The sequence below is a fragment of the Kribbella pratensis genome (assembly GCF_004366075.1).
Lineage (GTDB): Bacteria > Actinomycetota > Actinomycetes > Propionibacteriales > Kribbellaceae > Kribbella > Kribbella pratensis.
In genome coordinates, this window is sequence record NZ_SODU01000001.1 from 2886680 (window position 1) to 2910309 (window position 23630).

Below are 23630 nucleotides of genomic sequence, written 5' to 3' on the forward strand. Positions count from 1 at the left end.
AGAAGGTGGTCCGGTGCGGTCATAGGACTGCTTCGAAGACGGCCGCGATGCCCTGGCCGCCGCCGATGCACAGCGTCTCCAGGGCGTAGCGGCCTGTGCGGCGGTGGAGTTCGTGGGACAGCGTGGCGAGGATGCGGGCGCCGGTCGCGCCGAGCGGGTGACCCAGGGAGATGCCGGAGCCGTTCGGGTTCAGGCGATCGTCGAGCGGGTCGATCTTCCATTCGCGCAGGCAGGCGAGCACCTGGGCGGCGAACGCTTCGTTGAGCTCGATCAGGTCGAGGTCGTCGAGGGTCAGCTCGGCGCGGGCGAGCGCGGCGGCGACCGCCGGGACCGGGCCGATCCCCATCACCTCGGGTCCGACACCGGCGACAGCCCAGGACTTCAGCCTCACCAGCGGACGCAGACCACGCCGTTCGGCTTCGTCGCGAGTGGTGACGACGCAGACCGCGGCGCCGTCGTTCTGCCCGCTCGCGTTGCCGGCGGTCACGGTCGCTTCCGGGTCGTCCTCGAGCATGACGGGCCGAAGAGCGGCGAGGCCCTCGAGTGAGGTGTCAGGCCGGGGATGCTCGTCCGCGGTGATCAGGCCGCGCTTGGGGACGGCCACCGGAATCAGTTCGTCGGCGAAGCGGCCATCGGTTTGCGCGGCGACGGCCCGCTGGTGCGAGCGGAGCGCGAACTCGTCCTGCTCCTGCCGCGAGATGCCGTACTCCCGCCGTACGTTCTCGGCTGTCTCGAGCATGCCGCCCGGCACCGGGTGATACTTCCCGCCCGCGGTCGCGCGAGCGCGGATCAGGCGGTCGTTCAGCTCCACGTTGCCGCGGATGCCGGTGCGCAGGCCGAGGGCGTAGTGCTCGACCTGCGACATCGATTCGGTGCCTCCGGCAACCACCACACGGGCCGCGCCGGTCGCGACCATGCCCGCGGCGAACAGCACGGCCTGCAATCCAGAGCCGCACCGGCGGTCCACCTGGACACCCGGTACGCCGACGCCGAGGCCCGCGTCGAGGGCAGCGATCCGGCCGATGGCGGGCGCCTCGCCGTTCGGGTAGCACTGGCCGAGAACGACGTCGTCGACATCACCTTCGCCCAGACCGGTTCGCCGTACCAGCTCGGTGAGAGCGACGGTGGCGAGGTCGGCCGCGGACAGCGCGGACAGGACGCCGCCGAAACGGCCCACCGGCGTACGGATCGGTTCGCAGATCACCACGTCGTTCATGCTCTCGACGGTAGGCCGGTCGAACCGATATGGAGAAATACTCATTTACGCTGGATAAAGACTCTGCGAGTATGAATGGCATGGAGCTCCGGCACCTGCGGTACTTCGTCGCCGTCGCCGAGGAACGGCACTTCGGTCGCGCCGCGGCCCGCCTGCACATGGCGCAGCCGCCGCTGTCGCAGCAGATCCGCCAGTTGGAGAGCGAGCTGGGCCTGCAGCTGCTCCGCCGTACGACGCGACGCGTGGAGCTCACGCCCGCGGGCGAGTCCTACCTGGTGCGGGCGCGGCAGATCCTCGCGGCGGTCTCGTCCGCGGCGGGTGAGGCGCAGCGGGTCGCGGCCGGGCTGCAGGGGCGGTTGGTGATCGGGTGCGTCGGCTCGGCAACGTACAGCCTGCTGCCGCAACTGGTCCGGACGTTGCGCGAGGAGCTTCCCGACCTCGAGGTCGCCGTACAGGGCGAGATGCTCGCACCCGATCAGGCGCAGGCCCTCGCGGACGGGCGGATCGACCTAGGGCTGCTGCGGCCGCCGGTCGAGGACGAATCACTGCGGGTCGAAGTACTGCGGGCCGATCCGCTGATCGTCGCCGTACCCGACGGGCATCGGCTGGCCGGCCGACGGCGGGTGCGGCTCGAGGAGCTGGCAGACGAAGACTTCGTGATCCATGCCGGTGGCGGGCGGTCGGTGATGCACGACACCGTCCTCGCCCGCTGCCGAGAGGCCGGATTCGAACCGCGAGTCCGGCACGAGGTCGCGGAAACGTCAACGTTGGTGACGTTCGTCGCCGCCGGACTCGGCATCGCGATCGTGCCCGCGCCCGTAGCCGAACTCCTGGTCCCAGGCGTCACCTATCGCCCACTCACCGGCTCACCAACCATCGACCTGGCAGCCGCCACCCGAGCCGACGACGAAGCCCCGCACCTAGAGCGCGCACTGTCTGTCCTCAAAGGTTTGGTTCAGTAGCAGCTCTGAGAGTCAGGACGACTTCGTTGCGGTGGAGGGTCAGGGTCCCGCCGGCGGCTTCGGCGCAGCGGCGGGCTATGTCGAGGCCCAGGCCGGTGGAGCCGCGGTCGCTGCGGCCGCGTTCGCCGGCGCCCAGGGGGATGCCGGGACCGTTGTCGGCGACAACTATCCGTACGACGTCGTCCTTGCGGGTCAGGGTGATCCGCGCGGGTGTCCCGTCGGGGGTGTGCGCTACAACGTTCTCCACGAGTGCGTCGAGTGCCGCGCCGAGGTCCTCGCCGGAGGAGCGCACCGACGCGGGCACGTTCGGCAGGTCCAGCGCGAGCTCGCGGCCCTGGTCCTCGAACAGCGGCTCCCAGAACGCGGCCCGCTGACGCGTCACCTCGACCGCGTCCGAGTGCGGAACGCGGCCCTCACGCTGGGGTCGCCGAGCAGCACTGATCACCGCGGTCAGTGTCCGTTCGAGGCTGTTGACCTGGGTGTTCAGCTCCTCGGCGCTCTCCCGGTCCGGCAGCGCCTCGACCTGCAGACGCAGCGCGGTCAACGGCGTACGCAGGCGGTGCGACAGGTCCGCGACCGCCTCGCGTTCGACCGCGATCACCTCGTCGATCCGGTCCGCGAGACCGTTCAGCGCGGAGCCGACCTTCGCGACCTCGGCCGGTCCGGTCGTCGGGGCGCGGGCGTCCATGTCGCCGCGGGCCAGACGTTCCGCCGTACTCGCCGTCTCCTCCAACGGGCGCGCGAGCCGACGCGACACCAGTTCGGCGCCGGCGATGCTGAGCAGCAGCACGACCAGACTCCCGCCGACGAGGATCAGGATCCTCGGCACCACACCGTCGTACAGCTCATCGCCGGTGAGGTAGAGGCAGACGGAGGCCGCGCCGTGCGGCGTACCGACGCTGACGTCCACCGCGAGACCGCCGCCGATGTCGCGGTAGTCGGCGTCGCCGATCTTCGGCGGGCCCTTGTCGTCACGGTCACCGTCGCCGTACCCGGCGGGCATGTTCTTGGGGGTCGGCACCCCACCGGGCGGCGGATCGCCCAGTGTCGTACCGTCCGGCATCCGCACCGAGATCCGGCCCGGATGGTCCGTCAGGCCGTCGAGGTACGCCGTGATGTCGTCGTTCGTGTGGTTCTTGTCGCCGACGTAGTACGCGACGCTCTCCGCCAGGTACCGCGCCTTGTCCTTGGACTCGTTGGCCGTAGTACTGCGCAGCAGAATCACCAACGGTACGGCGAATGCGAGCACGACCAACGTGGTCATGCCCACCGACAGCAGCAGGATCCGACGGCGCATGCTCAGCCGTCCACCGCGAGCTTGATCCCGACGCCGCGAACACTGTGCAGGAACCGCGGCGCGGCCGCCGTCTCGCCGAGCTTCCGGCGCAACCACGACAGATGGACGTCGACAGTCCGGTCACCGCCGCCCCACGGCAGCCCCCATACCTCCGCGAGCAGTTCCCGCTTCGTCACCACGGCTCCGGGCCGACGCGACAACGCCAGCAGCAGGTCGAACTCCTTCCGGGTCAGGTCGACCGGCGAGCCGTCCACCGTCACCTCCCGGCTGCGCGGATCGATCCGCAGCCCGCCGACCTCGACCGTCGACTCCTCTTGCGAGTCGTGCCCGAGCCGCCGCAGTACGGCGCGAATCCGCGCATCCATCTGCGCCGCGCTGAACGGCTTGATCACGTAGTCGTCCGCGCCCGCGTCGAGCAGCCGTACGACGCTGGCGTCGTCGTCCCGCGCCGTCGCCACGATCACCGGCACATCGCTGACCGCCCGAACCATCGCGAGCACGTCCCGGCCGTCGAGGTCGGGCAGTCCGAGATCGAGCAGCAGAACCTCCGGCCGCTCCCGCGCGACCGCTGCGACCCCGTCGGCGCCGGCCGCGACCGCCGAGACCACATGCCCGGCCGCCGTCAGGGACTTCCCCAACGACAACCGAATCGCGTCATCGTCCTCGACCAGCAGCACCCGCGCCATGCTGTTGAGCGTAACCGCCGCCCCTGCCCGCGAGCCTCAAGCCGGGGTTAAGCGAACGTCAGCCACTCATCAACCTCGCGCCTGCTCCCTCGGCCACGCTCGGCGGGCCGGGTTCACCGGGTGTCGGGGAAGGTTACTGAGTGCTGGAGGTCCGGGGCGGCTTCAGGCCGGTGGCGCGGAGTTCGAGGGTGGCCAGGGCGGTGACGACCTCGCGGTCGCCGTCGCGCCAGGCGGCGACCGGGTCGTCGGAGATCTTCGCGAGTTTGTGCATCGGCTGGTTCGCCATCGCCCGGAGCGCGAACAGGTCCAGGTCCGCCGCGTTGTCGATGAACCGCTGCGCCGCGCCCGCCCGGCGCGCGAAGCGGATCCGCCGCGGCACCCAGATCAGTACGGCGAACAGCACCGGCAACCCGATCGTGACGGCCGCGAGCACGTACGCCAGCTGTTCCACCGCATGCGCCTGGTCCCGCCCCGCCTGCGCCAGCTTCCCCGCGGCACCGGCCGCCCCGTCGATCGGCGACCGCAACTGGTCACCCACCGCCGGCACCTTCCCGATCGGCTCGGACAACCGCCGCAGATCCCCCGCAAGCCCGTCCCCCGCCTCAGCCGCCTTCCGCCCCGGCGCCCCGAGCGCGTCGGTCACCCGGTAGACAAGCAAGCCCAACTCGACACAGGCCCAAACCCACGCCGCCAGCATCAGATCACCAACAACCTGCCGGAACCGCTGACCCCGTAGATCGGAATAGAGCTTCACCACTTGGCTCCCATCTGCCAGGGCGGTCCGGAACCACAGGCGATCTGTTCCGGAGAGGGTCAGAGGTTGCTGCGGAGGTTCCAGAGGAGGGGGTAGTAGCGGAGGTCGAGGCGGCTGCGCAGGTAGGTGGCGCCGGAGGAGCCTCCGGTGCCCGGTTTGGTGCCGATCATGCGCTCGACCATGACCACGTGTCGCGCGCGCCACGCCGCGGCCAGTTCGTCGTGCTGGACCAGCGCCTCGGCGAGTTCCCAGATGGCGGCGTAGTGCGAGCGGTCGCCGGCGATCTTGCGCAGGGCGTCGCGGATGGCGTCCTCGGAGTCGGTGTCGAAGCCGCCCTTCCGCAGTACGTCGAGGTACGCGTCCCAGAGCGTCGGCTCCTCCAGCCGGCGCCGCAACCGGTCCTGCTCAACCGCAGTCAGCCCGCGGAATCGGCGTACGAAGGACGGATCCTTCGCGCCGGAGAGGAACTCGATCTCCCGGAACTGCACGGACTGGAACCCGGACGCCGGCGACAACCGGTGCCGGAACTCACCGAAGTCCTGCGGCGTCATCGTCTCGAGAATGTCGACCTGCTGCGTCAGCACGCGCTCGATCGTGTGCACCCGCCGCAGCAGGTGCTCGGCCAGCCAGTGCTCGCCGGCGAGCATCGCGTCCCGGGACGCGGTCAGCTCGTGCAGGATCTGCTTGAACCACAGCTCGTACACCTGGTGGATCGTGATGAACAGCAGCTCGTCGTGCGCCGGCGGGTCCGACTCCAGCCGCTGCTGGTCGAGCAGCTCGGTCAGACGCAGGTAGCTCCCGTACGTGAGCCGTCCGCCCTCCTCACCGAAGTGCACGTCGACTCCGCCCCACTGTCCAGCAACCCCGTCATCAGTGCTCATGTGACGGAGACTAGCCGACCGTTCCGTGACCGGTCAGTGATTCGTTCGTTGGTTCTCAGGTACGCCGAGTTTCTAGGAGTTGCATGTCCGCCACGGTCGAGAGCCCGATCGTCCCGGGACCGGTTCAGGGTCCCACCCGGGAAGAGCCGCTGATCGAGGCGTTGCTGCTCGACGACTACCGGTCGCTCGTCCACCTCGCCTACCTGATCCTCCCGCCTGCGATCAGCCGGGCGAGGCGGGTAGCGGCCGCGCATGCCGTCGTCCAGCGGGCGCTCCCGCCGGGGCTCGTGCCGCCGAGGGATCTGGTGCTCCCGTCGAGCCTGATCGTGGCGCCGGATGTCAGGGTCCCGGCGACCAGGCTCCGGGAGTTCATGCGCCGCCGGGTCGTCGAGGAAGCAACCCGGCAGGCGGAGCGCCGGTCGTTCCTCGCCCGCCTCGGCAGCGCACTCGCACCGTCCGACGAACTCGGCTTCGAGCCGTGCACGACCCGCCCCGACCGGTCCGCCCTCGCCCGCCGCCGCGCCCGCGGCCGCCGCTTCGCGATCACCACCGTCCTGGTCCTCACCGCAGGGATCCTCGCAGCACTGCTGATGTCTTGACGTAGAGTCGCCACCCACTTACCTTCGGTGGCACCGCCTTCTTCCTACCGCCCCAGGGAGATCTGTGATGTACGTTGGAATCGTTTCCAGCCTGTCCCTGCTGATCGCTCCCCTCGGCGCGCCACCACCGCCGCCGGCCGAGACCCCACAGGTGAACATGTCCACCCAGGCAACGATCTGCAACAAGTACTGCGACGCCCGCGACCCTGCCCTCGCGCCCAACGACCGGGCTCCCGTCTCCACCACGATCTTCGGCCGCACGATCACCCTGCACTTCGACGACGACGACGCGATGGGGTGGGCCTCGATCGAGAACGGCAACCCCGGCGACGAGGTCTGGCTGGACCGTTCGATGGACGGCGGCCGCACCTGGTCCGGCGGCAGCCGCCTCGGCAACACCGCGATCCCGAGCGGTCAACGCGGCTGGCGCACGCAGATGTACAACGTCGACGACTGGAACAACCTCGGCGTCGGAGCGCTCCGGGCGTGCGGTAAGGCCGGCGACCGCGCCGACATCGCCTGCACGCCGTGGGCCCGAACGACGTGGAACGCCTGGGACCGTCGTACGGCGGCCGCGACCGCGCTGATGCAGAACTACAACCTGGCCAGTGGGCTGTTCGACACCACGGGCTGGTGGAACTCGGCCAACGCGCTGAACGCGTTGATCGACAACGCCCGGGTCAGCGGGATGCAGAGCTACAAGTACGCGATCGGCAAGACGTACGACCTGAACCTGAACAAGTTCGAGGGCCAGTTCCGCAACGACTACATCGACGACACCGGGTGGTGGGGGCTCGCGTGGGTTGCGGCGTACGACCTCACCGGCGAGGACCGCTACCTGCAGACGGCGCGTGCGGACGCCGATCACATGGCGGCGTACTGGGACAACACCTGCGGCGGCGGTGTCTGGTGGAGCGAGGCGAAGACGTACAAGAACGCGATCTCGAACTCGCTCTACATCCAGCTGAACGCGCAGTTGCACAGCCGGATCGGCGGCGACACGACGTACCTGCAACGCGCGCAGGCCGGCTGGACGTGGTTCCAGCAGACCGGGATGATCAACGGCTCGAACCTGGTGAACGACGGGATCGACCTGTCCACGTGCAGGAACAACGGCGACACCGCGTGGACGTACAACCAGGGCGTGCTGATCGGCGCGCTCACCGAGTTGTCCAAGGCAACGAACAACTCGGCGTACCTGACGTCCGCCCGCCGGCTCGCCGACGCGTCGACCACCGCGTCGTCGCTGCACACCGCCGACGGCATCCTGCGCGAGCCGTGCGAGAACGGCGACTGCGGCGGCGACGGCCCGTCGTTCAAGGGCGCGCACGTCCGCGGCCTCGGCAAGCTGAACGCGGCGCTGTCCGACCACCCGTACACGTCCTACCTGCAACGCCAGGCCGACCGCGCCTTCGCCGCCGACCGGACGCCGATGGATCAGTACGGTCTGCGCTGGTACGGCCCGGTCGACACACTCGACGCCGCCCGCCAGCAATCCGCCCTCGATCTACTGAACGCCGTCTGAAAATGCAGGTTCGATACAAGGTCTGTCCGCAGGGGATCCAGGGGAGGTCCAGACCGGTCTGAATGCGTCTCGAACGGTCTGTTTCCGGTGCCAAGGTGAAGTGACGGGTCCACAGGACCCCACAACCCTGGGGGTGAGCCGGTGGCGGATCCGATCGTCGACGAGTTGCGCAGTCTTGCCGGGCCGGACCTGTACCGGCGGAACGCCTTCCGGATCAGCGGGCTGCTCGCGGACGCCAACGCGCGCACCACCCGTCAGGTCGCGCAGCGGTTGCGTGCGGCGCTCGAGGGCGGAGCCGACATCGATCTCGGTACGGCGACCTCTCGCGACCCGCACGAGATCCAGGCCGCCTGCGACCTGATCCTCGGCGACCCGCGCCGCCGGCTGGTCCACGAGGTGTTCGCTCCCTGGGGCGACGACGTCTCCGGCTGCGGCTGCCACCCCAAGGTGCACGAGGACCACGATGCCGCGGTCGCAGCCCACAACGACTCGATCGATCGCGAGCAGAGCCGCGGTACGCCGGACGCCGAGTGGAGCCGCGCCTCGCAGTCCTGGTCGAGGGTTGTCGGCGCGCTGACGAACCACCTGGAGTATCGGGTCCGCGAGCTCGACGACCGGCAGCTCGACGACTCGGCCGTTGCCGGGATCGAGCGGGAACTGCCGCGGACCCTCGTGCAGCCGGCCGTCGATCTCGCAGTGGCCGGTCCGCTCGGCCGGGCGGGCATGCTCGTCAAGACGGCGCGGAGGTTCCCGAAGGCGGAGACCGTGCACCATAGGCTGATCGAGGCCGCGGCAACCCCGTTGTACGAGGACCTGGAGGAACGCCGTACGCAGGTCGCCCGGCGGATCGGCGAGGAGCCGGTCGATCCGATCGTCGCCGAGATCGAACGCGACCTGCTGCCGCAACTGCAACGGCTGGACGCCCTGCTGCCGCCGAAGCAGAACCACCGGACCTCCGCGCTCCACGACCAGCTCGCGATCCTGCTCAACAACTGCGCCGTCGACCTGATGAACCGCGGCAAGGCCGCCGACGGCCGCGCCGAACGCTGGCTGGACCGCGCGACGAAGCTCGTGATCGACCAGCGCGACCGCGACCTGATCGACGAGAACCGGGAGGCGCTGCTCGAGAACCAGCGCGCGATGCGGGAGTTCCGCGAGCAGGTCGACTACCTGTTCCGGATGCGCGGGAAGTACGCCGCGCAACGCCTGCTCCGGCAGGCGCGGACGCAGACCAGCTCGCCGTCGGTCCGTGCCGAGATCGACCAAATGCTCGCCGAGCTCGCGGCCGGCACGTTCAACTCGGTCCACTCCCCTCCGCCACAGGTGAAGCGGCCGCCGGTCTCCCCGAAGCGCCGGCGTCGTCGCCGGCTGGTGGCCTGGCTGCTCGTCCTCGCGCTGATCGGTCTCGGCGTATGGCACTGGTGGCCACGGAAGCTCAACATCTCCAGCGACAAGATCTCCGACAACGCACCCGCCGGGACCTGCCTGGACCAGACGGACAGTTCGCCGACCGATCTCCGCGGCGCAGACTGCGACTCGCCGCACTGGGGCGAAATCATCGGGTACGTCGCGATCACCAAGGTGCCCGCGACGTATCCGGGTGACGACCAGGCGAACGCGCTCGGCCAGTTCCTGTGCGGCGAGAAGATGGTCCAGCAGCGTCTGAACGCCGACGTGTACGACGTGACCACGCTCCATGCACCCGCACAACGCTGGAACAACGGCAAGAACTCCAGCAAGTACGAGAACTACGCGGCCTGTGTGGTTCATCGGCACGACGGTCTCGACCTCGAGAGCGGTGTGACACCGATCGCCGAGCTGAAGGATCCGAAGCCGGTCGCGATGGACCTGCAGGCCGCGAAGGTCGCCGACAACGCGCCCGTCGGTAGCTGTGTCCAGGGCCGAGTCGACGGCGAAGCGCTCGCCGGCAAAGTCAAGATCGTCCGCTGCAGTGAGTGGCACTGGGGGCAGATCTTCGGCTACCCGACGCTCTACGAGGCCGGCCAGTCCTTCCCTGGCGACAGCGAGGTCAATGCCGTGTCCCGGAACGCCTGCGCAGCCAGGATTCCCAGCCTGCCGGGTTTCGCGACCTGGGTAGGACCGCCGTCGTATCCGTCCTGGGAAGACCCGAACCAGGTCAAGTACGCCGTCTGCTTGGTGCACCGGGCAGACAACAAGCCGTTCAAGGGAGCACCTGAATGACGTGGGCCTGGTTCCGCCAATGGCGGCAGCACAAGGCGTTCCGGATCGCGGCACCGAGCTGGTCAGGTACGGCGTACGACGACCTGGACCGCTACCTCGCCGAGCTCGGGGAGACCGCTGCTCAACCGGGCGAGGACGCGGACGACCACGCGCTCGCCGAGGCCGCGACCAATCTGTGGCGGGCCCGCCGCAAACTTGCCCAGGGCAACGATGGGCAGGGGAAGCAGGCTGCACGGTATCTGCGGACCTGCGCCAATGCGCTCGCGTCCGCCGGGTTGACCGTTCAGGACCATGACGGCGAGCCGTTCCATGCCGGGCGTTCGGTCGACGTGCTGCTCTACTCCGACGATTCCGAGGTGACGGTGGAGACCGTTGTCGAGACGGTTCGGCCGGCCGTGTACCACCACGATCGGCGGATCCAGACAGCTCAGGTGATCGTCGCCGTACCCACCGGCTCCAAGAACTCGACCAGCTCCGACAGCGAGGACAGCCATGCGTGACACCATCGATATCGGGATCGATCTCGGCACCACCAACAGCGCGATCGCCCTGGCCGAGGGCGACACGGTCACGGTGATCAAGAACAACGAGAGCCAGGACACCACACCGTCGGCGGTCTGGATGCCGCGCGCGGGTGAGGTCAGGGTCGGCGCGAAGGCCCGTACCCGGGTCGAATCGGATCCGGAGAACACCGCGTCCGAGTTCAAGCTGGAGATGGGTCTGGCGGATGTGGCTCGCCGGTTTGCGAGGGCCGGCGTCCAGCTCACGCCGCCGCAACTGTCGGCCGAAGTCCTGAAGTCGTTGCGCAATGACGCGACCCGGTTCCTGAACGACGCTCCGACCGCGGCCGTCATCACGGTCCCGGCGGCGTTCGCGCTGAACCAGAACAAGGCGACCGTCGAGGCGGCCACGTTGGCCGGTTTCGTTCCCGGCTCGCCGTTGCTCCAGGAGCCGACCGCGGCCGCGTTCGCGTACGGGCTGCAGGACACCAGCGACCGGGCGTACTGGATGGTGTTCGACTTCGGCGGCGGGACCTTCGACGCCGCGGTGGTGAACAAGCGCGACGGCGAGCTGCGCGTGCTGCACCACGCCGGCGACCCGTACCTGGGCGGCAAGCTGATCGACTGGGCGCTCGTCGAGCGAGTGCTCGCACCGGCCGCCGCGTCGGAGTTCGGGCTGTCCGACTTCCACCGCGACAACCCGCGCCACGCGCGGAACTTCGCCCGGTTGAAGGCGGCCGCCGAGGAAGCGAAGATCGCGCTCTCCGGCATCGAGTCGACGTCCGTCCTGGTCGAGTTGGACACGCCGGGCGGCGACAGCGAGACGTTCGACTTCACCCTCAGCCGCGGCGCCCTCGACCGCGTCGCCGAGCCGTACTACGTGCGCGCGATCAACCTCTGCCGCGAGGCGATGCGCGAGAACGGCCTGTCGGCGGACGCGATCGACAAGCTGCTCCTGGTCGGCGGCGTCACGCTCTCCCCCGGCCTGCGCGAACGGCTCGCGGACCCGGCCGACGGGATCGGGATCTCGTTGGAGACCCGGTTGGACCCGTCGACCGTGGTCGCCCGCGGCGCGGCGTTGTTCGCGAGCACCATTCGGCATCCCGCGCGGCTGGCCGCGGCCCCCGCAGCGGGCGAGTTCGCCGTCGAACTCTCGTACGAACCGGCCGTCACCACCACCACGACGACCGTGGCAGGCCGGCTGCGCGCCGGGCGCGACCTGGATTGGACCGGGTATTCCGTGGTCCTCGCGAACCCCGAGGGCCGGCCGCCGTTCCGGACCGCGAACATCGCGCTGAACCGGGTCGGCGCGTTCGCGACCGAGGTCGACGTGGACGAGCGCCGTACGTCGCGATTCACCGTCGAGCTGATCGACCCGGCCGGCGCGCCGCAGAAGGTGGTCCCGAACACGTTGTCGATCACGCACCGGACCGAGACGTTCGGCGGCGCGCGGCTCGCGCACTCGCTCGGCATCCAGCTGGCCGACAAGACGTTCTCGCCGCTGCTCCGCAAGGGCGCCGGGGTTCCGACGACGGCCCACGGGAAGTTCCGTACGTCGTACACGCTGCTCCGGCGCGACGACGAGGCGATGATCCGGATCCCTGTCGTGCAAGGGGAACGGGTGCGCGCGAACCGGAACCGGCCGGTCGGGCTGCTGACGATCAAGCCGGTCGACCTGCGGATGGATCTGCCGGTCGGGACCGAGGTCGAGGTCACGTTCGAGGTGGACGCGTCGAACCTGGTGACGGTGGTCGCCGACGTACCGCTGATCGGGGCGCAGTTCGAAGCAGAGATCGACCTCGGGTCGGTGCGGACGCCGTCGGCCGACGTACTGACCCGGCAACTCGCGGAAGCCGAGGATCGGTACGACAGGTTGCAGCGGTCGGCTGATCTGCGGGATGTGGACGAGCGGTTGCGGCGGCTGGAGGCCGAGGGCACGTTGCCGACCGTTCGGGAGCAGGTACGGGCGTCTGCGACCGACGCTGGTGCGGCGGCGACGGCCGAGGACCGGCTGCGGGACTTCCAGGCGGAACTGGACGACATTGACGATCTGGCGGCGTTGCCGGGTCGTACACGGGGGTTGCTCGATCTCCTCGCGGAGGCGGGCGAGTTGGTTCAGCAGGCAGGAGCGGTACGGGACGAGCAGGAGCTGACCGCGTTGCGAGAGGCGGCGCAGCAGGCGATCGACGACCGCGATCTCAAGGCGATCGACGCGGCGACGGAGCGGACCGAGATCTTCATGGCGCGGCTCTATCGGAGGCAGCCGGGGTGGTACGAGGCCGTGTACTGGGAGGTTGTCCGGTCGCCCGGGATGTTGCCGCCGACCGCTGAGGCGGATCGGCTGGTGGCCGAGGGGCGGGACGCGATCAACCGGCGCGACGAGCGTTCGCTGGAACACGTCGTACAGCAGATGATCCGGCTCCTTCCGCGCGATGAGCGGGAGATCATCATCGGACTCACGCAATGACCGCCTTTCGCCAGCAGGTGGCCCTGGGCCGAGCCGCCGAGCTGGCCCGTCAGGGGGACCTGTCTGGTGCGGCCACCTTGCTCACCGACCTCGAAGACCCGTCGGTCGAGGTCCTCGACCTACTAGCCCGAATCCGAGCCCAGCAGAGGAGGTGGGACGAGGCCGATGCGCTGTGGGCGGAGGTGGTGAAGACCGCTGGAGGCACAGGTACTGCGGCGGGGGCGGTGGCGGGGCGGCGGATGGTTGCGGCGATTCGTGGGCATCGGCGGGCGGCGCGGCCTGTGCTGCCGGTTGTTGTGGCAGTGGTGCTGGTGGGTGCGGTGGTTGGTGGGGGCGCGGTCGCGTTGGGTGGTCGTGCCGACGAGCCTGTGGCGCAGCCGGCTCAGGTACAGCCGACCGTCACACCAAGTGTTGACACCGGCGCGGAGGAGCGGGCGGCTGAGTTGGCCCGGCGGTTGGCGGCGTTGGAGGCGCAGCGTCGCGCCGAAGCCGCCGCAACCGCGGCCAAGTTGGTTGTGATCGCACGACGCGTTGCTGGCGCAGGTGTGCTGGTGCAGCGCGAGAAGAGTGCGGTGCGCGTCGTTTTCACGGAAGGGGTGTTCGAAGCCGGCACCGACCTCAGTACATCCGGCGAGCGCGCACTCGACGTACTCGGAAAGCGGCTCCCCGGGCTGAAGGCAAGGATCACCGTGACCGGCTACTCGGTCGTCGTACCAGGCGGAACCAACTCCGGCGGCTCACGCACCGCACTCCTACGAGCCCGCGTCGCGACCCAGCAGCTCAGCACCGCGTCGGGTCTCCCGTTGACCGCGTTCACGATGCAGTCCGGCGACCAGGCACACCCGCCGTACCGCACCGACGCCCGGAACCGCACCGTCACGGTCACGTTGACGCCGGGTGCCACGCCCTAGATGCCATGATGACGGGCATGGAGCTGAAGATGTCGGCGTCGTACGACGCCACCCCCGAGGAAGTGTTCGCGATCGTGACGGACACCGCCTTCCGCGAGCAGGCCTGCGAGAAGACCAAGGCGCTGTCGTACGACGTCACGGTCAGCGCGTCAGGTACCGACACCGTCGTCCGGGTCTCCCGGAAGATGGAGGCCACCGACATCCCCGACATGGCCCGGAAGTTCGTCGGTGACACGTTGACCGTCGTCCAGACCGAGACCTGGCACGCCGCCGCGGCCGACGGCTCGCGGACCGCGGACGTGTCCGGCGAGATCGCCAACACCCCGGTCACCCTGAAGGGCACCGCCCGGATCGCCCAGGACGGCGGTCAGACGGTCCAGGCCATCGACCTCGACGTCAAGGTCGCCGTACCGCTGATCGGCAAGAAGATGGAACCGTTCGTGGTGGACGCGATCCGCTCCGGCCTCCAGAAGGAACACGACCTCGGCCACGACTGGGCCGGCAAGTAATCCGCCTAGGTCCTGTCTGGTGGATCACCAGACAGGACCTAACCACGACCGGGCCGTGTCGTTGCGCTGACTGCGTCGCCTCCGGTGGCAACCTGAGAAGAAGTGTTGCACCGGAGGTGACCCGTTTGATGCCCCGTTTGATGCATAGTTCCCTGCGAAAGAAGCACGATCGCACCCCCTCGACAACCGACGCGGACCAGTACTGCGCGTTCTGCGCCGCCGTGATGCCCTTCGAACGCATCGAGCCCTCGGACTACCTGGTCGACGAGCCCGACGAGTGGATCTGCGTCAAGTGCGGCTCCGCCCTCCTGGTAGACCCACCCACCCAACAACTCCACCAATCCGCCTAACTCCCTACGGCTGGTTTGTGGTGTCGGCTGTGGTGAGGGCTTTGCGCATGGCTTCGCGTACGTCAGGAGGCCAGGGGCCGGTGTTGGTGAGGGGGATCTCGGTCATGAAGCGGCGTTCTGGCTCGGGGATGGTTGTTGCCACGAGATTCGGATCGTCGACGACCGCCGCGTAGAGCCTCGGGCCGTCGGCGCCGAAGAGGTCCGCGGCGACCAGGCGGCCGTCCGCGTTGCGCATGATGTTGTCCGGGTTGTCGTCCAGCTTCGGCGCGAACCAGTGCAGCTCGCGGCGCCCCCGCTCGTGCACGCGCCAGACGACCTCCGCGAGCTCGGCAACCGCTGGCTCCCGCGCCGCCAGCGCCCGGTGGAACTCCGCCGCCTCGTCCGCATCGACGGGCTCGAGCCACTCCATGATCTGCAGGTCCCCGCCGCCCACCAGTCGGCGATGCGCGAACAGCCGCGGGACCTGACGGGTGTGCGCGGCCTCCCGATACAACGCCACCGTGTACGGCGCTGTCGGATCGAACGGACTGATCCGCGCTGCCGCACGACCGTCCGGAGCCCGCAACGCAATCGCCCAATCACCCGCCCCACAAGGAGTCCACCCAGCCTCTCGCAGTACCCGTTCCGTGTCCCGGTGGTCGGCTGCACGCCCCAGCAACCTGAGCGTCTCGTCGGGTGTCACTTTGGAGAGAATAGGCAACCGCGTGTGTCGCCGCCTCCGAGTAAGAGCTACAGCGGAGGGCCGAAGGCGCAAGTCACCCGCGTCGCACGGGTGGGGTCGAGAGCGTTGGCTACCAGTTGGGCAACAGTCGGGTCGAAGGCCAGGCCGACGTGGCCGACCGTGTCCAGCGGGCAGGTGTCCTGCACGAACTCGTTGGTCACGCCGGGCTCGCGGATGAACGACGTCTCGTGCGGTGTCACCAGCGCGTCGAAGCGGGACGCAATCACGGTGTACTTCACGCCTGGCTGCGCGATCGGGCCCGCGGTCAGCTGTGCGACGGCTGAGCCGCCGACGATGAGTTCGTCGCAGGCCGGGCAGCCGAATTGCCGTAGGACCTGGTCGACGAGCGGGCCCAGGCCGAGGTAGTCACCCACGCTGACCAGCCCGCCGAACGTCGTACCGTGCGTCGGCGGCGCCAGTGCGATCACCTTGCCGACCTGATCGGCGTACCCGAGGACCTTCGGTCCGTAGATGGACTGGAAGCCGCCCTCGGAGTGGCCCACGATGTCGACCTTCGCGGCACCGGTCGTCCGGCGGACTCGCTGGACGAAGGACGCGATCTCCGCGGACGACTGCGCGATCGAAAGCGTGCCACCGACCGGGATCGCCGGGGTTGCCTGGCCGTAGGTGAGGGTGAAGGCGCAGTAGCCCTTCGCGGCGAGGAACGGGCCGAGGTACGAGTAGTTTCCGGGGCCGTTGCCACCGAGGCCGTGCAGCAGGACGAGCGGGTTCGGGTGCGCGGCCGACGGTTTGCACGTCCAGTCGTCGAACCCTGACGCCATCGCACCAGCTGTGCTCGCGGTTGCGGGGCTGGAGGTGATCGCTGCGGTGAGGAGGAAGGCGGCGAGCAGGGCCGCGGCGGTTCGGCGGAGGCGGTGGCGCATGACAAACTCCCCGTGAATGTGTCGACGAGTGATCAGTAGATCACGGGTAGTGGAGCATGTCGGCCGGTTATAAACAAGATGTCGTGTTCATAACAAGATCTCTCGGTTACGGATCGGCCACTCGGGGTAGTGTCCTGCGCATGGGTCGCACGATACGGGGACTGGACGCCGGCCAACGCCGGGCCGAACGACGCGAGCAGTTGCTGGACGCGGCGCTCAAGCTGTTCGCCGACAACGGGTATCTGGGGACGTCGATCGAGCAGATCTGCAGTACGGCGTACATCGGGACGAAGAGTTTCTACGAGCTGTTCACCAGCCGCGAGGAGTGCTACCTGGCGCTGCTCCGGCGGACCTCCGAACGCCTCGAGGAGCGGATGGAAGAGGCCGCCGCGCAGGCGACCGGGAACGAGCGGCAGGAGGCGCCGCGGCTGCTCGCGATCTTCGTGCACGCACTGGTCGACGATCCACGGATCACCAAGGTCACGTTCGGGATGGCGTCCGGCATCTCGGAAGCGGTCGAACGGCAGCGCCGCGCCAACCGGCGGTGGGCGGCCGGCTACCTCGTCCAGCTCTGGGACCGGTACGACGGACCGCAACCCGAGGAGCAGCGCGCGGCACGGCACAGCGTGGCGATCGGGCTGATCGGCGGCATGTTCGACCTGGTCTCCGACTGGCTGCTGGACGCGGACCTCACCGCTCCACCCCAGGTCGAGGCACTGATCGACGACCTGACCACCTTCTACATCACGGTACGCCGGGGCCTCGCGACCTGACCTCAGTCGAAGACGAGCGTGCGGAGCGCGACATGTCCTTCCTCGTCGATGACGTAATGCGCGTGGCCCTCGTCGTCGACCGCGACGCCCTCGACCCGGCGTACATCGCCGAAGTGATGCACCACCTTGCTCCCGACAACCCGGCCGCTCTCCGGCGGTAGCTCGAAGCGGATGTGCTCGGAGTCCGCGGCAGCACCTTCCGGGTGGTCCGCGAGTACCGTGGCTGACTTGCCCGACGCATCGAGGTCGCCCACAACAGCGTCGAACACATCGCCGCCGCGCGTATCGAGCGCCCGGAGTCCCGCCGGTGCCTCCACGCTGCCGGCGTCGCCAAGGATCCAGACGTTGCCACAACGCGGTACGGCGCCGGGATCGTCGAACAGCTCGCCGACGTTCTCGAGCTCCACCAGCACCGGATGCCCGTCGGCGGTCACCGGGTACCGCAGCCCCAGCAGAAGGTTGCCGTTGGCCCGGAACTCGGCCGCCTCGACGTTGATCGGGTGATCGGTCGCGCGAACCGTCCCGTCCCAGCTCTTCGCCTTCAACTGTCCACGAGCGATCGTCGCCTCGACGTACGCCTGCCGCCCGAGCGGCCCGAGAGGCAGCAGATCGAGGTCCGCGAGCGCATCGTTGACCGCCCGATGCAGACCGAACCGGAACCGTACGATCTCCATCGGGACGGGGCCGTCACCGGCGATCGACTGCTCCGCGACCCGTGCGATCCAGGATCGCTTGGCCGACAGCGGGCCTGCCTTCTTCCCGAACTGTGAACCGAGTAGATAGATGTAACCGTCGCGCGCGGCGCACGCCTCGGCGTCCTCTGTCTTGTCTGCGCTCAGGCCGGCGGCGGCGTGGATCCGCCGGGCCGACCAACCCCCGTCGAGCGCCGCTCCAGCTGAGTGCACGAGCAACGCGAGCGCGTCCTCCGCGGTCGTCTCGTCCAGCACGGTGACGAACGCTCGGTCCCAACCGTGCCGCGCCAACTCGTCAGGCGTGAAGACGCGGCACAGGTCGGATGCTTCGTTCGGTTCCAGCTGCAGATCAGTCGCATGCATACCCGAGGAACGACGGACCCGGCAGGAGTTCTCCCACAGCCCGCCGATTCCCGGGTAATCCCCGATCTACCCTGATTTCTCAGCCCTGGTGGGGGTAGCGGTAGTCGGTGGGCGGGGTGAAGGTTTCTTTCATCGACCGGGGCGAGGCCCAGCGGATCAGGTTCCACATCGAGCCGGCCTTGTCGTTGGTGCCGGACGCCCGCGCACCGCCGAACGGCTGCTGCCCGACGACCGCGCCAGTCGGCTTGTCGTTGACGTAGAAGTTCCCCGCCGCGAACCGCAGGTACTCCGCCGCCTCCGCCACCGCGTGCCGGTCCTGTGCGATGACCGCACCGGTCAGCCCGTACGGCGCCGAGTGCTCCATGCCCCGCATCACCGAGTCGTAGTCCGCGTCGTCGTACACGTGCACGCCGAGGATCGGGCCGAAGTACTCGGTCGTGAAGATCTCGTCGGCCGGGTCGTCGGAGACCAGCAGGGTCGGGCGGACGAAGTACCCCTCGCTGTCGTCATAGGTGCCACCGGCAACAACCTCGATCGAGTCCGTCGCCCGGGCCCGGTCCAGCGCCGCCTTGTGCTTGGCGAACGCACGGTCGTCGATCACGGCGCCGATGAAGTTCGACAGGTCGGTGACATCGCCCATCGTGATCGCCTCGGTCTCGGCGACGATGTCGTCCCGGATCCGGTCCCACACCGAGCGCGCGACGTACGCCCGGGACGCCGCCGAGCACTTCTGCCCCTGGTACTCGAACGCGCCGCGCACCATCGCGGTCTTCAGCACCGCCGGGTCCGCCGACGGGTGCGCCAGGATGAAGTCCTTGCCGCCGGTCTCCCCGACCAGCCGCGGATAGGTCTTGTACGACGCGATGTTCGCCCCGACCGTGCTCCACAGCGACTGGAACGTCTTCGTCGAGCCGGTGAAGTGGATGCCGGCCAGATCCGGATGGGTCAGCGCCGCCTTGCTGACGTCGATGCCGTCGCCGGTGACCAGGTTGATCACGCCGGCCGGAAGCCCCGCGGCCTCGAACAGCCGCATCGTCCAGTGCGCCGCGAACTGCTGCGTCGGCGACGGCTTCCACACCACGGTGTTGCCCATCAGCGCCGGCGCGGTCGGCAGGTTGCCGGCGATCGCGGTGAAGTTGAACGGCGTGATCGCGTAGACGAAGCCCTCGAGCGGCCGGTAGTCGACCCGGTTCCACACGCCCGGGGACGAGATCGGCTGATCGCTGACGATCTGCCGCGCGAACGCCACGTTGAACCGCAGGAAGTCGATCAGTTCACACGCCGCGTCGATCTCGGCCTGCTGGATCGTCTTCGACTGACCGAGCATGGTCGCCGCATTCAGCGTGTCGCGCCACGGGCCGGCCAGCAGGTCGGCTGCCTTCAGGAAGATCGCGGCGCGGTCGTCGAAGGACAGGGAGCGCCAGGCCCGAGCCGCTGCCAGCGCCGCGTCGACCGCAGCCTTGCCGTCCGCCTCGGTCGCGTTACCGAGCGTGCCCAGCACGTGCGCGTGCTTGTGCGGCTGCACCACCTGGATCGGCGTACCGCCACCCAGCTTCTGCTCGCCGCCGATCGTGCAGGTCAGGTCGATCGCACCCGCCGCAGTGAACTCCTTGAGCTTCGCCTCCAGACTCGCGCGCTCGACCGCCCCGGGCGCATAGCCCTTGACCGGTTCGTTCGCGGGGGTCGGGACAGCGGTGACAGCATCCATGGGTGCGGTGCTCCTCGATCGACTTGACTGGTTCTCAGCAACTTCATGGTGCCATGTCCAACAGCGGACCACGAACCTGACAGGTCCGCTGCGAGGACGGTCACAGAAGCGGACCGTCAGCGGCGCCACGGCATGTGCTGGAGAGCCCAGGTGTTGCCGTCCGGATCCTCGAACCAGGCGTAGTAGACACCGCCGAGGTCCTCGGTCTCGCCGACCTCGACGCCGCGGCCGATGAGCTGCTGCCGGGCGGCCTCGATGTCCTTCACGACCAGATGCAGAGCGCGCATGGATCCTGGCTCCATGTCCGCCATCGGCAGACCCTGGAGCAGGCTGATCGAGCAGTACGAGCCGGGCGGCGTCAACTGCACGACGCGGACGCCGTCCGCCGGCGAGACGTCCACATCGACGTGGAACCCGCACTGCTCGGAGTAGAACCGCTTCGCCCGGTCGATGTCGGACACCGGCACCGGGATCAGCTCGAGCAGGAACGCCCCGGGCTGGACCAGCGGCGCACCGGGGTCGTCGGGGATCTCCGAGGCGTCCTTCGGGATGTCGGTCGTGGTCGGTGGCGGAGTCGGCAGATCATTCATCGGAGCTCCCCCCGCTTGCTCATGCGGACTTCTTCGTGGCTTTCTTGGCGGCCTTCTTCGCCGTGGTCTTCTTCGCGGCGGTCTTCTTGGCCGGCTCCGCCTTCTTGGCAGCGGCCGCCTTCTTCGCCGGTGCCTTCTTCGCCGGTGCCTCACCACCGCCTGCGCGACGCGCCTTGGCGGCCTCGACGGAGGCGCGCAGCGCGGCGACCAGGTCGACGACCTCGGCGCCCTCGGTCTCCTCCTCCTCGGACTCCGGCAGCGGGATGCCCGCCGCCTTCGCCTCGACCACCTTCTCCAGTGCCTGGCGGTACTCGTCGTGGTACTGGTCCGGGTCGAACTCACCGCGCAGCGTGTCGATGTACGACGACGCCATCGCCTTCTCCTGGGACCGGATCTCCACGTCCTCCGGCGGCGCCGCGAACGACTTGTCCCGGACCTCGTCCGGCCACAGCATCACCTGCAGCACCAGGACGTCGTCGACCGTCCGCAGCAGCCCCAGGCTCTCCCGGGACCGCAGCGCGACCTTGACCAGCGCATACAGCTCGGAGCCGTCGAGTGCGTCCCGGAGCAGCACGTACGGCTTGGCGCCAGGTCCGCCGTCGGCCGCCAGGTAGTACGACTTCCCCAGGTACAGCGGGTCGACCTGGTCGGCCGGCACGAACTCCAGCACGTCGATGACCTTCTTGCTGGACAGCGGCAGGTCGGCGAAGTCCTCCGAGTCCAGCACCACCATCCGGCCGTCCGGCATCTCGTACCCCTTGCCGATGTCGGAGTACGGCACCTCTTCGCCGTCGATCGAGCAGATCCGCTTGTACTTGATCCGGCCCCCGTCGGCGACGTGCACCTGACGGAACGAGATGTCCTTCTCCTCGGTCGCGGAGAACACCTTGATCGGGATCGTCACCATCCCGAACGAGATGGCCCCCTTCCAGATCGCCTGCATCGCCATCAGCTCCCTAAGTGCCCTTATGTGCCGCTTATGTGCGCTGTCCGCCGCGCGGCCCCTCCGCCGCGAGCAGATCGGGGATCTCCTGTGTCGCGTACCACATCAGGTCTTCACCCTCGCACGAATCGAGGGCGAACACAGCGTTGTCATCACCGCTCAGGGCGGCTTCCCAGAGGTCCGCGGCCTTACCGATCACCGTGGTCGCCTGCGCCGCGTCCAGATGCACGGACGCCACCGACCGCCACGGAATCACCACGTGCAGCTCCAGCCGGGCGTCACCGAGCTCCATGGACCCGTCGGCGGGCGGTACGGCGCTGACCTCGGCCGCGATCACCACCCGTCTCCGAGAGGTACCCGGATCGGCGGCCAGCAGTCCTACCGAGGCGCGGGCCGCCTGCGCCATCGCGGCGTACTCCAGCTCCTCGTCGTCACCTTCGACGTACCACTCGCGCAGCGCCGGTGTCACGGCGTACGCCGTCAGCGGCGCCGGGCCGATCTCGCCGGCATTGCACGCCGCGCCCAGCAACCGGAGCGTGGACGGTACGTAGACCCTCATGAGCCCGCCTTCTTGGTCTGTTTCTTCCGGCCCCGGGAAGCCCGGTTCCGGCTGCCCTTGGTGGTGTCCAGCAACTCGTCCAGGGCATCTGTCACACATTGGGCGAAAACGGCGAGGTCCGGCATGGCGGTGCGGTCCGCGTTCAGACCGTAGTACACCTTCCCGTCGTACGACGTGACGCCGACCGACAGGCCCTGACCGGGCATCAACGGAACCACCGGGTACGACGCGAGCATCGGGGCACCCTGCGCGTACAGCGGGAACTGCGGACCCGGCACGTTGGTGATCACGACGTCGTCGATCGGCCGGACCGTGGCGGTCGCGACCCGGGCGGCGAGCGCGTGCAGCGTGGTCGGCGCGAACCCGGCGATCCCGACCAGCGAGCGGGCGCTGACCGCGCGGCCGGTGTCCTTGTGCACCTTGGTCTGGTACGAGATCTGGTGCAGCCGCATGACCGGTGAGTTCTCGCCGACCGGCAGGTTCACGCTCGAGGCGATCACCCGGGAGCCGAGCGACGTGGGCTCGTCGTCCTCGTCGTCGCGGATGCTGACCGGGACCACGGCCCGCACGCTGCGCGTCGGCCCGACGCCCTCGCCACGGGTCATCATCCAGGCCCGGAACGCGCCCGCGACCACCGCGAGGATCACGTCGTTGACCGTCCCGCCGTGGGCCGCGCGGATCGTCCGGTAGTCCTCCAGGTCGGTCTGCACGGTGGTGAACCGTCGCTGACCCGATGTCTTCACATGCAGTGAGCTCTCCTGCGCATGCCGCTGCGCGACGAGGGAGCCGACCACGTCGCCGAGCACCTCGCGAACCGAGGTCGAGCCGGTCAGGCTGGCCATCTCCGCGCGGGCCAGCTCCAGGACCGCGGTCGGGTGCTTGGTGGCGTCGGCGAACACCCCGGCGAGCAGCTCCAGCGCGGACGGCGGGTGCTCCGGCTGCCAGGTGTCGGTCGGCGTGTCCTTGGGCTGCGCCGTCGAGTCCAGCACGACCTGGCCGATGTCGACGGTGCTGTTGCCGTCGACAAGCGCCTGATGGGACTTCGCGATGATCGCGAACCGGTCGCCCTGCAGGCCCTCGACCAGGTACATCTCCCACAGCGGGCGGGCCCGGTCGAGCCGCCGGGACATGATCCGGGCGACCAGCTCGAGCAGCTGCGCGTGCGTGCCGGGGCGCGGCAGGGCCGAGCGCCGGACATGGAAGGTGATGTCGAACTCTTCGTCGTCCACCCACACCGGCCCGGCGAACCGGCCGGGCACCTGCTGGACCCGCTGCCGGTACCTCGGCACGAACGTGATCCGGTCCCGGATCAGCGCCACCAGGCTCTCGTAGTCGAACCCCTCGTCACCGTGCACCGGCGGCTCGAAGATGTCTACCGTCCCGACGTGCATCGGGGTGGCCGGCGACTCGGCCTTGAGAAAGGTGAGGTCGAGCGACGTCAACCGGTCGGGCACGGCGGTCACCTTCCTCTCGTTCGACGGATTCTCACCCTAGCGGGCCGCACGGACAGTGGGCTGCGACACTGCTCGTACGGGAAC

The 23630-nt window shown here is 69.1% G+C and carries 23 protein-coding genes; 10 read left to right on the forward strand and 13 right to left on the reverse strand.

What is annotated here, in order from left to right; genetic code table 11:
• Positions 1 to 19: 19 nt before the first annotated feature.
• Entirely contained in the window at positions 20 to 1216 is a 1197-nt protein-coding gene (locus EV137_RS13850) for an acetyl-CoA C-acetyltransferase (protein WP_202870914.1), read from the reverse strand.
• A gap of 80 nt (positions 1217 to 1296) precedes the next feature.
• Between EV137_RS13850 and EV137_RS13855 the strand changes: the two genes are divergently transcribed.
• Complete coding sequence (locus EV137_RS13855) at positions 1297 to 2178, forward strand: LysR family transcriptional regulator (protein ID WP_133997440.1); 882 nt, start codon at positions 1297 to 1299, stop codon at positions 2176 to 2178.
• On the opposite strand, the gene EV137_RS13860 is transcribed toward EV137_RS13855, so the two are convergent.
• The 4 genes from EV137_RS13860 to EV137_RS13875 all read right to left on the reverse strand — a co-directional run bounded on the left by EV137_RS13860 (position 2159) and on the right by EV137_RS13875 (position 5796).
• Entirely contained in the window at positions 2159 to 3475 is a 1317-nt protein-coding gene (locus EV137_RS13860; protein ID WP_134128988.1) for a sensor histidine kinase, read from the reverse strand. The genes EV137_RS13855 and EV137_RS13860 overlap by 20 nt on opposite strands.
• Positions 3476 to 3477: 2 nt before the next feature.
• A complete protein-coding gene (locus EV137_RS13865) occupies positions 3478 to 4161 on the reverse strand; it encodes a response regulator transcription factor (RefSeq protein ID WP_133997448.1) in 684 nt (227 codons plus the stop codon).
• 133 nt (positions 4162 to 4294) lie between these two features.
• Positions 4295 to 4915, reverse strand: a complete 621-nt coding sequence (locus tag EV137_RS13870; RefSeq protein ID WP_133997451.1) for a hypothetical protein — start codon at positions 4913 to 4915, stop codon at positions 4295 to 4297.
• Between the two features lie 59 nt (positions 4916 to 4974).
• Positions 4975 to 5796, reverse strand: coding sequence for a tryptophan 2,3-dioxygenase (locus EV137_RS13875; protein WP_133997454.1), 822 nt, complete (start codon positions 5794 to 5796; stop codon positions 4975 to 4977).
• 83 nt (positions 5797 to 5879) lie between these two features.
• Here EV137_RS13875 and EV137_RS13880 point away from each other — a divergent pair, with 83 nt between their 5' ends.
• The 8 genes from EV137_RS13880 (at position 5880) to EV137_RS13915 (ending at position 14859) form a co-directional block, all read left to right on the forward strand.
• The gene (locus EV137_RS13880; protein WP_134128990.1) at positions 5880 to 6395 is read left to right on the forward strand and encodes a hypothetical protein; all 516 of its coding nucleotides are present in this window, start codon (positions 5880 to 5882) and stop codon (positions 6393 to 6395) included.
• Between the two features lie 67 nt (positions 6396 to 6462).
• On the forward strand, positions 6463 to 7920 hold the full coding sequence (locus tag EV137_RS13885; RefSeq protein ID WP_134128992.1) for a glycoside hydrolase family 76 protein: 1458 nt from the start codon (positions 6463 to 6465) through the stop codon (positions 7918 to 7920).
• A 141-nt stretch (positions 7921 to 8061) separates the two neighbouring features.
• Positions 8062 to 10122 (forward strand): hypothetical protein, encoded by a 2061-nt coding sequence (locus EV137_RS13890; protein ID WP_134128994.1) that lies wholly within the window; start codon positions 8062 to 8064, stop codon positions 10120 to 10122.
• Positions 10119 to 10622: a hypothetical protein gene (locus tag EV137_RS13895; protein WP_133997466.1), complete on the forward strand. Its 504-nt coding sequence runs from the start codon at positions 10119 to 10121 to the stop codon at positions 10620 to 10622. The genes EV137_RS13890 and EV137_RS13895 overlap by 4 nt, the downstream gene beginning before the upstream one ends.
• Entirely contained in the window at positions 10615 to 13089 is a 2475-nt protein-coding gene (locus EV137_RS13900) for an Hsp70 family protein (RefSeq protein ID WP_133997469.1), read from the forward strand. Before EV137_RS13895 ends, EV137_RS13900 begins: the two co-directional genes overlap by 8 nt.
• Complete coding sequence (locus tag EV137_RS13905; protein WP_134128996.1) at positions 13086 to 14000, forward strand: hypothetical protein; 915 nt, start codon at positions 13086 to 13088, stop codon at positions 13998 to 14000. Before EV137_RS13900 ends, EV137_RS13905 begins: the two co-directional genes overlap by 4 nt.
• Before the next feature lie 17 nt (positions 14001 to 14017).
• On the forward strand, positions 14018 to 14509 hold the full coding sequence (locus EV137_RS13910) for a DUF2505 domain-containing protein (protein ID WP_133997475.1): 492 nt from the start codon (positions 14018 to 14020) through the stop codon (positions 14507 to 14509).
• A 140-nt stretch (positions 14510 to 14649) separates the two neighbouring features.
• Positions 14650 to 14859, forward strand: coding sequence for a hypothetical protein (locus tag EV137_RS13915; protein ID WP_134128998.1), 210 nt, complete (start codon positions 14650 to 14652; stop codon positions 14857 to 14859).
• Positions 14860 to 14863: 4 nt separating this feature from the next.
• Here EV137_RS13915 and EV137_RS13920 read toward each other — a convergent pair whose 3' ends face one another.
• Both EV137_RS13920 and EV137_RS13925 read right to left on the reverse strand, forming a co-directional pair.
• Positions 14864 to 15541 carry a hypothetical protein gene (locus tag EV137_RS13920; RefSeq protein ID WP_134129000.1) on the reverse strand — a complete coding sequence of 226 codons (678 nt, stop codon included), beginning with the start codon at positions 15539 to 15541 and terminating at the stop codon, positions 14864 to 14866.
• Positions 15542 to 15588: 47 nt separating this feature from the next.
• Positions 15589 to 16464: an esterase/lipase family protein gene (locus tag EV137_RS13925; RefSeq protein WP_134129002.1), complete on the reverse strand. Its 876-nt coding sequence runs from the start codon at positions 16462 to 16464 to the stop codon at positions 15589 to 15591.
• A 140-nt stretch (positions 16465 to 16604) separates the two neighbouring features.
• On the opposite strand from EV137_RS13925, the gene EV137_RS13930 reads away from it, so the two are divergent.
• Positions 16605 to 17237, forward strand: a complete 633-nt coding sequence (locus EV137_RS13930) for a TetR/AcrR family transcriptional regulator (protein WP_134129004.1) — start codon at positions 16605 to 16607, stop codon at positions 17235 to 17237.
• 2 nt (positions 17238 to 17239) lie between these two features.
• Here the strand turns inward: EV137_RS13930 and EV137_RS13935 are convergent, their stop codons facing one another.
• The 6 genes from EV137_RS13935 to EV137_RS13960 form a co-directional block, all read right to left on the reverse strand.
• Positions 17240 to 18292: a hypothetical protein gene (locus tag EV137_RS13935; protein ID WP_134129006.1), complete on the reverse strand. Its 1053-nt coding sequence runs from the start codon at positions 18290 to 18292 to the stop codon at positions 17240 to 17242.
• A gap of 79 nt (positions 18293 to 18371) precedes the next feature.
• Complete coding sequence (gene pruA / locus EV137_RS13940) at positions 18372 to 20000, reverse strand: L-glutamate gamma-semialdehyde dehydrogenase (RefSeq protein WP_134129009.1); 1629 nt, start codon at positions 19998 to 20000, stop codon at positions 18372 to 18374.
• Positions 20001 to 20116: 116 nt separating this feature from the next.
• Positions 20117 to 20590 (reverse strand): VOC family protein, encoded by a 474-nt coding sequence (locus EV137_RS13945; protein ID WP_133997492.1) that lies wholly within the window; start codon positions 20588 to 20590, stop codon positions 20117 to 20119.
• Positions 20591 to 20609: 19 nt separating this feature from the next.
• Positions 20610 to 21539, reverse strand: a complete 930-nt coding sequence (gene ku, locus EV137_RS13950; protein WP_238175280.1) for a non-homologous end joining protein Ku — start codon at positions 21537 to 21539, stop codon at positions 20610 to 20612.
• A 28-nt stretch (positions 21540 to 21567) separates the two neighbouring features.
• Positions 21568 to 22092 carry a DUF6912 family protein gene (locus EV137_RS13955; protein WP_134129013.1) on the reverse strand — a complete coding sequence of 175 codons (525 nt, stop codon included), beginning with the start codon at positions 22090 to 22092 and terminating at the stop codon, positions 21568 to 21570.
• Entirely contained in the window at positions 22089 to 23546 is a 1458-nt protein-coding gene (locus EV137_RS13960) for a WS/DGAT/MGAT family O-acyltransferase (protein WP_133997498.1), read from the reverse strand. The genes EV137_RS13955 and EV137_RS13960 overlap by 4 nt, the downstream gene beginning before the upstream one ends.
• Positions 23547 to 23630: the final 84 nt, after the last annotated feature.